This is a genomic window from Ruegeria arenilitoris, assembly GCF_013032445.1.
Taxonomy (GTDB): Bacteria; Pseudomonadota; Alphaproteobacteria; order Rhodobacterales; family Rhodobacteraceae; genus Ruegeria; species Ruegeria arenilitoris_F.
In genome coordinates, this window is sequence record NZ_WQCA01000002.1 from 393448 (window position 1) to 406325 (window position 12878).

Sequence of the window (12878 nt, forward strand, 5' to 3'; positions counted from 1 at the left end):
ACTACCCATTTCGCACCGGAGTATTGAATGGGGAAGGATCCCGCACGGGATCAGAACCTGTAGTTCAATGAAAAAGAAAGCGCGGTCAGATCCACGTCTCTAAACTCGCGGTTAAAATCTGAGAACTCAGAATACACCAACTCGGCCCCAACGGTGAGCTTTTCCCGAATGAAGCGTTCATAGCCAAGGCTCACGAAATAACCGCTGCCGTCGCCAGGGTTCGTATTGCCGGCGGCGTGCGTGTCGATTTCAGCGTAGCCAGCGCTGGCGTAGAACAAGTTCAGTCCTCTGTCGATGCCACCACGCGCACCAAGACGAGTGTATGAAACGAGTTCGAATCCAGCATCAATATCTTGCTCTAGTCGGGTGTATTGAAAGATGTAACCAAGTGTAAAACTGCCGAAATCGTAATCGTAGGCCAGCTTCGCCCCGTAAATCGGACTGCTGGTGCCTTCTACATCAAGAGCATAGCCAAGTTCCAAACCGAAGGAGAAACCCGTCCAGTCAACGCCTGACGCAGGCAGTTCAGCAGGCGTTTTAAACGGTGATAAGACTTGAGAAACTTCAGCATTGCCCGCGATTGAGACTGCTGGATAAATCGCAGCAACCATGAGAACTACAGCGTGGGTGCTCATTGTCATAATGATCAAATCCTTAACAACTTACCTGAACCCCTAGCCTAGCGCAGATTCACCGCATTGTTATAGGGTGGTGGTTCTACAACCTTAGAAATACGGCACCCAGCGTGTCGAAGCAGCAATGCTTTACACTGGTTTCGAAAAGATTAAGTCACAGTGAGTTTCTAATAGTTCTGAGTTTCATCGCCTTTTACCTGACTACTGACGTGAGAACTCACTGACAAAGGGTAGAGTCTCCGTGACAAAGCTTTTAGATCGGGGGTTACAACACTCCAGGACTTACCGAAGCCCCGCTAATCGACTGATGCTGAAATTCTTGCACCAAGTCAGCGTCATAAACTTTTGAAACAACCGTCACTAGCACCGCAAGCGTGACAATTCCCGTAATCATCCATCGGTGTGTCATAAGTAGCCTCCTTCGATCCAACGTAAACAACTTCTGTGGCTCAAAGATGGGATGGAGAAGGAATTGACGGTAGGAAATTACATGTTGCTATACAGTAGTTGTGGTCAACACACGTTGCTTCGCGAAAGTGCAGGAGAATAGTCGTGGCGGATAATGTCGATAAGGCGGGTATTCTGAAACAACTTGAACGTATCACAACGTCTGAGAATTTCCCGTGCAGTACGCGAACAAAGGCGTTCTTCGAGCACCTTGTTCATCGAGAACTTGAAGGCCGCGGTGACGAATTACGGGGCACTGCTTTGGCAATGGATGTTTTCGGAAGAGGCGCTGAATTTGATCCTAATTCTGATCCGGTCGTTAGGATTGAAGCCGTCAAGCTGCGAAAGGCATTGGACTATTATTACCTGACGACAGGCAACAACGACCCGGTTTCAATATCTGTCCCTAAGGGGCAGTACCGCCCACTTTTTGAAATAAACACCCAAAACGCCGAACTGCAAAAATCGTCTGCAGTGCTCCATGAAGGGTGGCCTGTTCTCGGGATCACTCCCTTTGACGGTTCAGATTCGTCTCGCGCGAAGCTTTTCCGAGAGGGCTTTCCTGAGGAACTGGCTCTGGAACTTGCGCGTTTCGCTCATATCCGTGTTTTAACCGGGTATTCAGACAAGTACCCAGATGGTTTTAAGGCGGAAACCTTACCCTCTTGCGATTATGTTCTGAATGGTTCCGTGCGGGACGATCAGGACAACCTGCGCCTGATTGTGCAACTAAGAAGAACCGTTGACGACTCTGTTTTGTGGGCCGACCGGCGTGATATTGTTCCAGACGCCTCCGATCCTTTCACAGCCCAGGAAGAAATTGCGAAACAATGCGCGACAAAGCTGGTTGATGCTTATGGAGTTGTCGCAGCCGACGCCGCAGGTCATTTGGCAAGCCGCTCGCTGGCCTGGGGTAATACCTATCAAGCTCTTTTGGCTTTTCATGCCCACGTTCGCACTTCGAGATCGAGCAGCTTGCAGCAAATGATGGATCTGACGCGCTCTGCCATTCAGAGCAATGATGCCAGTGGACTGGCCCACGCGCTTATGGCGTTAGGATATGTAGAGGAAGTGGCATTAGGCCAAAAACGCCTGAGAGACATTCTGGAACAGGGGCGAATGCATGCTGAAAAGGCAGTGACTCTGGATCCTCAATGTCAAGAGGCTCTATTTGCAGCCGCAATTTATGCGCTACTGACCAGAGACACCCAAAGGTTCAATCGCTTGATTGAGGCTGCAATTCAGGCCAATCCAAACAGTGCATTGCTGATTGCGTTGGCTGGCGCTTGGATTGCGCTAGTTGGTGATATTAAGTTAGGCGGGAAAATGGTAAGGCAGGCTTTGGACATCAATCCATTTTTGCCGATCTGGACAAATATCACACTTTGCTTGGACGATGTTCAGGAAGGAGACTACGCAAAGGCCTCAGAAAAAGTGCAGCGGATTGATGCTCGTGAACACGCAGGCGACTGGTTGTTGATCGCTGCTATTCACGGCATGGCGGGTGAGACTAAACTGGCAACGAACGCGCTGTCCAACTTCCCTACTACAAAGTTTTCTCTCGAAGAGTATCTTGATGATCTTCCTTATGCATCTGGCGTGGTGGAGCTGCTAAGGGAAGGTACAAAACACTTACGTTCCTTCTAGATTTCAGTTTGGTTTAGCGAAACTGGTGCCGAGCTGGAAGGGCCCTGACCAGCTCCCTGAAAAGTCCTCGATTTGGAGCCAGCCTGTTCTCCAACCGTGGAGACAGACGATGAACAGAAGCCGTATTAGTGGAGAACAGATCAATGGCATTCTGGGCGCTTGTGAGCGCGACAGACCAAAGCCTACAAGTGAATTGAAGCCTCAAGCTCTATTGGTAGCCGTCGAAAATAGCGATGGATTTTAGGGTTTTGCCGCAGCGTGAGATGCGAACTCAGGGCCATCAGCGCAGTTCAAGCAGGCCATACGCTCCTGGCAATCTATGCTACCCTGACTGTGAAGCAACAAATGAAAGAGCCGTTTGTCGCTGATGATTGAAGACGCAATTAACCTCAGCCGATCCGCAACGGTATTGTCTATTGGAACAGTATTTCTTGCGGGAACAATACCATTGTGTGCCACAATAAACTGAAACTTTTGCGAGTAGACACATGAAGCAGGTCCAATTTCAAATTACCATCAGAGCAGTGGCTTCGGTTAGTACTACGGCATTGTTTGTCGCGTTAATTCTATTGCTGGATTTGGGAACAGCGAAAGCACAGCAACTCGCCCACTCGGACCCGTATCAAAACTCAGTTGCAATAGCGAGCGAGGCAAATGTGAACGAAGACGTACTATCCCGGCATGTAGTCGCTTTGGGTGCAGACGATCTTTCAGAGATTGCAGATATCTGGCAACGCCGGGTTCAAACAAACCTCGCTAGAATAGCAGAGGGTTTAACGCAGCTGGAAACTGTCGCCGATGAACAGGTCCCAGGACTCGTAGACGAGATAAAGGCGACGAACCAAAAAAACATTGGTGACCTCCAGAACTACATCACCGTGGTTTACGCTTTGGATCGAAAAGGCGGTCCTGAAGAGGAACTGAAAAAGCACGAAGGGTTTATCAAGGGCTTTATCGGTGAGCTATTGCTTTCATACCAATGGTCAGCCATTGCTCATCTGTCATGGGACTGGGTGATGTCCGGCAGGGGTGGGCTCAGGGCATTAAGCGGGCTTTTCCAAGCGATCTTAGTTTTGGTCGTTGCTTTTCTGCTCAGCGGGGTTCTGAAAAGATTATCAAACCGATTGCTGCGCGGCCGCAACGAAGAAAATGAAATTGCTGCAGTAGTGATTCCAAATGTTATTCGCTGGAGCATTCTTGTTCTTGGCTTGTTTTTCGCTTTGTGGGGACTTGGTGTAAATATCGGCGTGACAACTGCCATTATCGGTGGTCTTGGCTTCCTTGTGGCATTCATGCTGCAAAATTTATTTCAAAGTGTGATTGGCGGCTTTTTGCTACAGGCAACAAACCCTTATACAAAGGGCGACATTATATCTATCAATCAAACAATTGGAACGGTCGTCGACGTAAACATAATTTCGACAAAGCTCAGAACTTTTGACAATCGGTTGGTACAGATTCCAAACCAGTCCATTTGGCAAGGGTCGATGGAGAACCTCACCAAGTACCGAGTGCGACGCGTCGATCTTGTTTTCGGAATTGGATACACCGATGATATCGAGCGCGCTAAAGCGATCCTTTTTGAGATAGTTGAGGCAGACAAACGTTGCCTGAAAAATCCGGAAACGAAGATATTCGTCGGTGAATTGGGCCCGTCTTCCGTGAACATCTATTGCAGACCATGGGTTCGAACCGACGATTACTGGGATGTGATGTGGGACCTGACAGAGATTGGCAAGACCCGCTTGCAGAATAATGGTATCTTTATCGCGTTCCCACAAATGGACGTGCATGTCCACACCAAGGAAGTAGCTTCGTCGGACAAGTGAAATGCCCCCGAGCTTGTTTCTTAGAGGTGGTTCGGTTTGTCTGAACGGTTTCGAGCCGTTTCTTATGTGGATTTTCACGCGACCGGGATTGGTCGCGACGCATTGATGTCTAAGTACTAACGTGCACGGTTTGTGTGTGGTCGATAAACCGCCTAGATATTTTTGATAAACCTTTGCAGCATGATCGCATCAGCGAAATCAATCGCATTTGTTGAAACCGCCCGATAGAATCACGCTATCTCGTTGCAAATTGTTCCGTTCGGGCGATTAATTGTTTTTTGTTCAGGCCTGGTTTCCTCGTCCAAAGCCTAAAGGCTCAAGCCTGGAGTGTATTCTCTAGCTCTGGTCGACCAACGCCTCTCACCACCAAATGCTCTCCCTTAACCTGAGCAAGCGCGCCGACTAGTATTGAGTCCTCCTTTTCGCTAGCTTCGAGCAAAAAGTCAGTTACCTGAGGCAACGCGCTATTCCAGCTAGGGCAAGCCAGCGCAAATTGAGCAAAAAAGTTGGCCATGAACTTGAACAGCCGTTCTGCGCTTGTTTCTCGAGATTCCCGAGCGGCCCAAAGCAAGGCTTCCCACATTGCGTTTTCGAACGCGACTTGTGCTTTTTCGAATCCTTGAAAATCAATCCAAGTTTTGTTCTCACGGGCTATCCTCAGTTCTGATGCTTTCAGCACAAGACTATGAGCAGCAGCAGTGGTTGAAGGGTATTGATCCCTTAAGATCTCCAGAAGTTCAAATTGAGACATCTTTCGCTCCTGTTTCCGTTTTCACAAAACAGAAGTGGGAAAGAGTGACTGCAAACAGCAGGTTTCCTACTGTAGCGTAACCGTAAACTACAAAAAAATCTTGTGGGAAAGCAGGCAGCTTTGCTTGCCAACCCACTACCGAGTTTTTGGGATACCCAGTTTCACTCTCAATTGGGGCGGCACCGCATTGAGAATATAACTGCATGATAACTACACAAAAAGGGATAACAGTGTCTGCGTGTAGGGCCTCAAAAGCTCAGAATTTGCAGCGAAATGAAAGATGGATAAACTGGTGATGTAAGGCCACCAAATTAGGCTAATAGCTCTCCGAAGAGAGCAAGGAGCAAGGGGATTAGGGCAGAGGCCACTGTGTCTTTTGACCTTTTCCTTTCGTAGAAGTTGGAAGCAGGCAAAGCAAAAGTCGTCGAAGTTTCCCAGACAGGCAAAAGACCGACCGGACGGAGTAGAAAATGAGTGACATTTGGGTGGTTGGAATACCAATTTTGTTGGTTGACGTCGTCAGTCCCGTTCTTCTGGCTGCGACTGCTTTTGCTCTGACCGGGAACCGACCAATTGCAAATAGCATCGCGCTTATCTTGGGTCATTCAATCGCGTACTTTGTGATGGGGATGCTGATCGTCTACGGGCTTGCGGAACTGTTCAGTCCGGTAGTGGACTTTGTCGTCAAAGGGTTCGCGAATCCGACGCCTATCAATTTCGTCATTGGGTTTCTTCTCGGCTTGGTTCTTCTCAGCCTCGCTTTCCGGGTGAGCACAAGTGCCGAAATGGAAAAACAATCAGCCCGTTCCGAGGTCCGCCAGCAGAAAGAAGGCGTGTTTCCATCCTTCGTAATGGGCGCAACACTTTGTATTGTAGGTATGCCATTTGCCGTACCGTACTTCGGTTTCATCAATGAGATGTTCCGATTTAACGTGCAATCCAAACCCGTGGGTTTGCTGATCTACAATCTTTTTTATGCGCTTCCGTTTGCACTTATTCCGCTTGCATATGCTCTTGCGGGAAATTCGATTGTGGACAAGTTGAAAGCGCTAAATCGGTTTTTAAGCACCACTGCGTCGTGGTTTGTCCCGCTATTGTTCGGCATCTTGGGATTGGCGTTTGTAGTTGACGCAATCAAATACTTTTTGACTGGATCCGGTTTGGTCTGATGCCAAACATATTGCTCAGAAACGGTCTTCTGCTTCTCAGCACCCTTTTTTATGTCGAGATCTTTCTCACGAATACAAGCAGCCGAACGGGTCCGATTGGGGCACATTTTACAAGCGCTGACACTCATGCCTACGCAATCTAGGAAGGGCACACGAAAACAGGTGAAGCGTCAAGAGCCCGGTCAGCTATTACTGAAGGCGCCCCAGGTTTGTACGTCGATTGCAATTTGGGGTCTCGCATCTGCCACGACTGCGCAAACTGTTGATCCGGATGCATCAGAAGCAGCCGCACGCGCAGCGCTTTCGGTCTTGAGCATTGCCGCAACGCCGAATGAGACACTGTCTTCGCTTTCTTTCTTAAGAGCATCAGGTGACACCAACAGCCTTCGGTCCACTCAGCTTCGGGGTGGTTTTCATCCGCTTGAAAACGGCCTCTACTTTGAAGGACTTGTAGCTTACCAAGTCTACAACCCGGTTGACATCTTTCCCGAAATCGCTCCTGACGTTGATGTGGACGTCACTTGGGCAAGCGTGGCCGCCACCGTTGGAATTGGCTGGGAGTTCCCATTAGGTAGTAACTGGCACCTTCGTCCTGTCGGTCATTTTTCGGTCGGTCACGTTACCGCAGATGCATCAATCATAGACTTCCCAATATTGCCTCTCAATTCAGGGACAAATGACCCAATTGATGGTGATTTGAATGCACTGGGTGTAGGTGCGTCTGTCGGACTCTATCGAGAAGCCAGCTATGGCCTTTGGCAAGCTGAATACCGGTTTCGCAAAACATTCCTTGAATTTCATCCAATTGATGAACCACAGGCTGGGGACGCCAAAGCAAATTCCAATCAGACAACGTTTTTTTCACGTCACCGCTATCCATTGAAGAATGTGGACCTCTTCAACCTATCGACCCAGCTCGTGCTGGATACAGGATTGGTGTACTACCACGGGGATGCCGCTGAGGTTCTGGATACAGACTGGCTGGCAACCGCAGGCGTTGGCGTTGAGTTAGACACGAGCCGATTAGGCATCCCTGCAGTCAAAGCTGGGCGAATAATGCTGAACGGTGTTGTTGCGGAAAATTTCGACGGGTTTTCCATAGGGCTCGGTCTCAGATTTTAGTGCCGCATTCAGAGTTTTTCTGACCAAAACCAATAGTCATCGTCGAAAGGTAAGATCACTGCGGTCAAACCCTCGGTCAATCATGGATGTGTACGGTTTCATCACGCTTTGGCCTAAAAAGAAAAACTTTTGGCGGGAACTCAAATGAATGAATGGACACTCCCAACCAATATTGGATGACAGCGCCACACAGGGTGCTTTGCAAGTTACAGAGATAGAATTGGAGCGTCAGTCATGAAGACCGAAGCAGTCAGTGCCGTCGAAGTAATCAATATGCATTTGAACAGACACTACGAAGCCGATCAGCGGGCAGATGCCGTTGTCGAAATGTTGCTTGAAAATGAAATCTCCAGCGCGGATTTCTGGCCCTTGCTGCAGGGTTTGTGGGGTGGGTTCGAAAAAGTTAACCACACCATGTTTGTTCACGCAATGGACGCCGAAAAGCGAAGGTCATGTTGGATTCCAACTGCAGAATGGCATCAGCTTCCCAGAGAGATCTCGGTTTATCGCGGTCAAAGTCTCGGAAAGGAAGTCGGGTTGTCTTGGACAACAAACTTTGATGCAGCATTAGACTATGCAATTGGATGTCACGGTTTAACAGCCAAAACTCCGATCATCCTTGAAACTAGAGTCCCCAAAAGTGCGGTGGCAATGGTCATTAAAAAGGGTGAACCAAATGAGCTTGTTCTGTGGAAAGCACCACAGATTTCGGATTGTGTAGTCACCCAAGTTTCCTCGGTTACACACTAATGAAACGGAAGCGTATCTTATATTTGGCTCCACTCCAACGGCAACAGTCAGGACGATGTGTCAGCCTGGTTTTGCCTTTGAAATTCGCGCGGTGTTAAACCGGTCCAACGTTTGAATGCAGTGGAGAAAGCGGGCTGGTCGGCGAAACCCAGATAAAATGCAAGCTCTCCGATGCCGAACCCGTCCTTGAGATACGTCTTCGCAAGATCACACCTGATATGACTTACAATACTACGAAAACTCACGCCCTCCTCACTGAGGCGCCGCGACAATGATCGTGTGCTGAGACCGACATTTACGGCCACTTCTTGCACACTCGGCATTTGCCCGGGCAACGCGTTCAAAAGCAGTGCTTCAACCCTGCTTCGTGTACTAGGTTCACACCCGGCAGTTTCTTTCAAAAGTTTGTCGCCGTAGTCAGACAGGTGTTCTTTGAGAGCTGGATCATAAGTTGGTATCGGAAGGTCGAGAGATGATAACGTCAAGATGAGTTCCGTCTTCTCGGAATCAAAGGAAACAGTGCACCCGGCGGCTCTCTGAATATCGGGTCCTGCTGATTTGACCATATGTTGGAACCGAACCTCCAGAGGCTGGACAGGAGTATTCGTAACCACACGCATTAGCGAAAGCGCCGAGAAAACAATAAACTCGGTCCGTCGATGGAATTTGACGAGTCCGCTGTCAGTAACTTGCATCTGAAGGGAAGCACAATTTCCTGACACAACCAGACCGTAGTCAATAGTATCATCAACCAAAGCACCATAAAACGACGCGTTTTCAATGGCTTCCCTTAGATTTCTTGAGTATTTTGCTATGTACCAGACAATGTCGCGCGGTGATTTAAATTCTAAGCCAGCCACGGTGGCAAATGCAGGGTTTTTCAACTGGTCGCAAGCGAGACGAACAAATTCACCTTCTTTGTACGGATCAATCTTATGCGTAGCCTCCTTTAGTTCACTATGTATTAGCCCAGATTCCTTTATCACATCATTGAATACGCTGGCATCCGGAGCGCGTTCTTCAAACGCCCCAGCAAAATGCCTCAGCCACGTATTGTCGACGCCCATAAGCTGTTCCAGTAAAAGGCTAAGCAGTTCTGATACAGAATATTACCAGAGCTACGAGTTTTGATAATTCAACGACAATCCAACACCAATTGCAAAACTGACACTAATAGGGCCCAGAAACGGTAACAGGCGCTTTGCTGATGGCCTAGTTCTTTCCAGCGCAGAGGCAGTTGCTGGCAAAGGAAGGGTGCCGGTCAAATCAACTGACAAGATCGGTATTGAAATGGTCCGAACTCTACTTATTCCGCGACCTTTCACGATGGGCTTGGCACCTCTGAAAAGGCGAATATCTATCGCGACACAGACACCACTAAGTTGATCAGACTCTTTTTAGCTCTGCCGAAAACCATAACCACAAGACCTTCAGGGGCGCAGCGAAGCATTGGACATTGTGCCGAAAAGGCTGGCGATCGTTTCACCCGCCTCAGGAGTCGCTAGAATTAAAAGATCATTCTCGACCATTGCGTCATAGGCGAGAGAATTCCGCCAGCCCGAATGAAGTACATTAACTGTTGTCGTGACGTCGTACTCGGAAATGGTCTTTATCTGCGCAGCTGAAATAATTTCAGGCGCACTATCCCCGCCACGAAAGCGTATGGCTGCGACCTCAATTGCCAAGAGTACAGTAAATGTCTCACCTTCTCGCAAATTTGCAGAAATTGAAGGAGCCATCTCTTGCGCGAGCTTGTTCAAGGACTTGATGGACCAGGAATGGTATGAGACGCCGGGCCTTCCCAAGAATGGCCTAGCTTGAACAATGCCAGCCTTCCTACCGTCTAAGTCCGCCTGAAACGCAACCTTGGCCTCTGGATGGTGTTCAAAAAGAAGTGCCCAAAGCAGGGGGTTCCCGCAGGCAAAGGATTGCCCCACTCCGCCAAACAACAAACACACAGCCAAAAAAGCTCTCAAGACATGCTTCATTTCTATTCTCCTTTCGGAGGCTGAATACCAGAATGGTGGCTTTTTACTGTTTCGTATGATCCCAGGTCAGTTCGCCGTTCATGATCGTGTAGAGCACATCGACTTCGTGGATTGTGCTGGGGTCGATCTCGTAGAGGTTTTCGGACAATACAACGAGGTCGGCGAGTTTACCGACTTCGATACTGCCAATTTCGTGATCACGCCCCATACCGTACGCTGCGTTGATCGTGTTCGCGCGGATTGCGAGGTCAACCGGCACACGTGCTTCCTCGCCACCCAGCGGCGGTACGTCGTCGCGTCCCGGAAGTTGGCGCATCACCGCGGTGCGGATCGCCACCAACGGGCGGTATTCCGAGATATAGCCAGCGGCAGGCCAGTCTGAGCCCAAGGACACGTTTCCACCAGCCTCTGAAATCGCCTTCATCGGAACGTACCTCTGAATCCGCTCTTCACCAAGGCGAGACACAGAGATACTTTCCAACGATGGATCACGGCTCATCCATGCGCCGGTGGAATCCCACGTCACGCCAAGTTCCCCAAAGCGTGGAATATCATCGGGATGAACCAGCATCGCGTGGCTGATCACATTGCGCCGATCACGTGGCGGGTTCTGCTCAATCGCCATTTCAATAGCATCTAAAACTGCCCGCACTGCGGCATCCCCAAAGCAATGGCAAACGACGTTGATGCCGGCCGCATCAGCACGCACCACAGCATCGTTTAGGACGTCATAGGGAATAATGGGGGATGGGTCGGCGTCCGGGTTGTCACTGTAGGGTTCGGTGTAAAGAGCGCTATAGGCATCGTCGCCACCGTCCATGTTGATCTTGAGGCCTCGTGCGGTGACAAACTCGGAGTTGAATTGCTCCCTAATAGATTCCACCAACGGGATCGGGTCGATGTTCGGATCATTCCAATAGAAATTGCCCTGAACCCGGATAGGAAGGTCACCGGCCTCGGCCAGATCCGTCATCAATTGGAAACCTTCCTCCGTGCCAAGGCCCTGAACACCATAGTCATGAGCGGTCGTAATTCCGGCAGCCGCGAACCGAGGCAACCATTCACGAACTCCAGCCTCAGTGTATTCAATATTCAGATCGATCAGCTTCGAGAGTACCTGCAACTGCGCCGGAACTTCAACAATCCAACCGGCGGGCTTGCCATCTTCGTTTCTGCGAAAGTAGGAGAATCCAGGCACCGTTTCGGGCGTGTTTTCGTCGATCCCGGCGATCTCGAAGGCTTTGGAGTTCACCCAGGCCTGATGGCCATCCACACCCCAGAGGTATATTGGGCGATCGGAGTCGATCTCGTCCAGCATCTCCTTCGTGCCGTAGCCGTCTTCCCAAAGGTGAAGCCGCACCCCGTAGCCGTGGATGATTGGAAGATCCGGGTTTTCTTCGGCATAAGCCCGCACGCGCTCAAGGATACCGTCGACGTCGTCGACCTGAAGGTCCACCCCTCGCATGATTAGCGCACCTGCTGTGGGATGCATGTGCCCCTCAACAAAGCCCGGCAAGACCATCGTGCCTTGCAGATCGATTACCTCGGTGCCAATCCCGATCACATTCGCAAGGCCCGCCGCGTCGCCGACATAGACGATTTCGTTTCCTTTAATCCCGATGGCTTCGGCAACGGTTCCTGCCTCATCCATTGTGTGGATTTCGCCGTTAATAAGCGCATAGTCCGTTGTAGGGTTTAGGCGCGCAGTCTGAGCAACGGAGTTGGTTGCGAGAGAAGTTAACAAACCGATTGTTATCATCATCCACTTCATCGCACACACTGCCAACCCAAAGAAATTACCCAATAAAGCATGAAACAAAATGTATGCATGTCAAATGAATTTGTTCGCCTTACCGCCCATCCGCTTGTCAAAGGGTTCAGTTGCAAAACAATTTCAGAGTCACGTTCTCAGAGCGGCTCGCACGATTTTCCCAGCAATCGGTGAACTGCTATAGTGCAGATGGTACTGGCGTGAACTGAGGCAGGCAGATGTTGCGCCCAAGTTTAATTTTCACAAAGTGTGCAAGCTAGGCATGCTGAGGTGAGCTAAGCCAAACAGCGCGGAGACGTCAAACGTTCTAGACAACCCCGGCCCCCGCTCCTTCCCCCCGTCATGTGGGAGAAGGCCCTTCACTTTCAGGTTCGTATTCGAGCGTTGCCTTTTGTCGGAGGCCAGCCGCTTCCCCGAAGGCTTCTCACCTGCCCCGCTCTAACACCGCACAGTCTCAGCGGTCCCCGGTCCTACTAGTGCCTGAAGACGTCCGTCGACCGGTGGGTTCCGTAGTCGAGTTTCTGCACTGGGCCAGAAGGAGCCGCGTCGGTGCGGGATGACGTTATCGGACCCGTCGATCCGCACAGGTGCTTTGGAGATCATCCGGGGTCTGATCGAACGTGTTACGATCCAACATGAACGGGATGGCGTGCAGATCGAACTGGAGGGTGCACTTTCAGCGATGATTGGTCTGGCACAGAACGACGAAAGCCGCCCTGAGGCGGCTTGTTCGACACTGTGTTCGGTAAAAGTGGTTGCGGGAGTAGGA

General features: G+C 50.1%; 11 protein-coding genes and 1 pseudogene. 6 read left to right on the top strand and 6 right to left on the bottom strand.

Annotated elements, in window-relative coordinates; translation table 11 throughout:
• Positions 1–50: 50 nt before the first annotated feature.
• A complete protein-coding gene (locus GOW98_RS04355; protein ID WP_170329832.1) occupies positions 51–635 on the bottom strand; it encodes an outer membrane protein in 585 nt (194 codons plus the stop codon).
• Positions 636–1187: 552 nt separating this feature from the next.
• Here GOW98_RS04355 and GOW98_RS04360 point away from each other — a divergent pair.
• Both GOW98_RS04360 and GOW98_RS04365 read left to right on the top strand, forming a co-directional pair.
• Positions 1188–2729 (top strand): hypothetical protein, encoded by a 1542-nt coding sequence (locus GOW98_RS04360; RefSeq protein WP_170329833.1) that lies wholly within the window; start codon positions 1188–1190, stop codon positions 2727–2729.
• A gap of 488 nt (positions 2730–3217) precedes the next feature.
• Positions 3218–4558 (top strand): mechanosensitive ion channel family protein, encoded by a 1341-nt coding sequence (locus GOW98_RS04365; RefSeq protein WP_170329834.1) that lies wholly within the window; start codon positions 3218–3220, stop codon positions 4556–4558.
• A 316-nt stretch (positions 4559–4874) separates the two neighbouring features.
• On the opposite strand, the gene GOW98_RS04370 is transcribed toward GOW98_RS04365, so the two are convergent.
• Positions 4875–5309 (bottom strand): hypothetical protein, encoded by a 435-nt coding sequence (locus GOW98_RS04370; RefSeq protein WP_170329835.1) that lies wholly within the window; start codon positions 5307–5309, stop codon positions 4875–4877.
• Positions 5296–5445, bottom strand: a complete 150-nt coding sequence (locus GOW98_RS04375) for a hypothetical protein (RefSeq protein WP_170329836.1) — start codon at positions 5443–5445, stop codon at positions 5296–5298. Before GOW98_RS04375 ends, GOW98_RS04370 begins: the two co-directional genes overlap by 14 nt.
• 334 nt (positions 5446–5779) lie before the next feature.
• Here GOW98_RS04375 and GOW98_RS04380 point away from each other — a divergent pair, with 334 nt between their 5' ends.
• The 3 genes from GOW98_RS04380 to GOW98_RS04390 all read left to right on the top strand — a co-directional run bounded on the left by GOW98_RS04380 (position 5780) and on the right by GOW98_RS04390 (position 8350).
• A complete protein-coding gene (locus GOW98_RS04380; protein ID WP_170329837.1) occupies positions 5780–6478 on the top strand; it encodes a GAP family protein in 699 nt (232 codons plus the stop codon).
• A 162-nt stretch (positions 6479–6640) separates the two neighbouring features.
• Positions 6641–7600 carry a hypothetical protein gene (locus GOW98_RS04385; protein WP_170329838.1) on the top strand — a complete coding sequence of 320 codons (960 nt, stop codon included), beginning with the start codon at positions 6641–6643 and terminating at the stop codon, positions 7598–7600.
• A 234-nt stretch (positions 7601–7834) separates the two neighbouring features.
• Positions 7835–8350 (top strand): hypothetical protein, encoded by a 516-nt coding sequence (locus GOW98_RS04390; RefSeq protein WP_170329839.1) that lies wholly within the window; start codon positions 7835–7837, stop codon positions 8348–8350.
• A gap of 47 nt (positions 8351–8397) precedes the next feature.
• On the opposite strand, the gene GOW98_RS04395 is transcribed toward GOW98_RS04390, so the two are convergent.
• The 3 genes from GOW98_RS04395 to GOW98_RS04405 all read right to left on the bottom strand — a co-directional run bounded on the left by GOW98_RS04395 (position 8398) and on the right by GOW98_RS04405 (position 11989).
• The gene (locus GOW98_RS04395) at positions 8398–9417 is read right to left on the bottom strand and encodes a helix-turn-helix domain-containing protein (RefSeq protein WP_170329840.1); all 1020 of its coding nucleotides are present in this window, start codon (positions 9415–9417) and stop codon (positions 8398–8400) included.
• Positions 9418–9780: 363 nt separating this feature from the next.
• The gene (locus tag GOW98_RS04400) at positions 9781–10338 is read right to left on the bottom strand and encodes a hypothetical protein (protein WP_170329841.1); all 558 of its coding nucleotides are present in this window, start codon (positions 10336–10338) and stop codon (positions 9781–9783) included.
• Positions 10339–10381: 43 nt separating this feature from the next.
• Entirely contained in the window at positions 10382–11989 is a 1608-nt protein-coding gene (locus tag GOW98_RS04405; RefSeq protein ID WP_170329842.1) for an amidohydrolase, read from the bottom strand.
• Between the two features lie 676 nt (positions 11990–12665).
• Here GOW98_RS04405 and GOW98_RS04410 point away from each other — a divergent pair.
• A pseudogene (locus tag GOW98_RS04410) lies at positions 12666–12878 on the top strand (recombinase family protein); the annotation flags it as partial.

Coding starts and splice junctions, on each gene's coding strand:
- GOW98_RS04355 (WP_170329832.1), bottom strand. CDS start 635: ATGAGCACCCACGCTGTAGTTCTCATGGTTGCTGCGATTTATCCAGCA.
- GOW98_RS04365 (WP_170329834.1), top strand. CDS start 3,218: ATGAAGCAGGTCCAATTTCAAATTACCATCAGAGCAGTGGCTTCGGTT.
- GOW98_RS04370 (WP_170329835.1), bottom strand. CDS start 5,309: ATGTCTCAATTTGAACTTCTGGAGATCTTAAGGGATCAATACCCTTCA.
- GOW98_RS04380 (WP_170329837.1), top strand. CDS start 5,780: ATGAGTGACATTTGGGTGGTTGGAATACCAATTTTGTTGGTTGACGTC.
- GOW98_RS04390 (WP_170329839.1), top strand. CDS start 7,835: ATGAAGACCGAAGCAGTCAGTGCCGTCGAAGTAATCAATATGCATTTG.
- GOW98_RS04395 (WP_170329840.1), bottom strand. CDS start 9,417: ATGGGCGTCGACAATACGTGGCTGAGGCATTTTGCTGGGGCGTTTGAA.
- GOW98_RS04400 (WP_170329841.1), bottom strand. CDS start 10,338: ATGAAGCATGTCTTGAGAGCTTTTTTGGCTGTGTGTTTGTTGTTTGGC.
- GOW98_RS04405 (WP_170329842.1), bottom strand. CDS start 11,989: ATGGATGAGGCAGGAACCGTTGCCGAAGCCATCGGGATTAAAGGAAAC.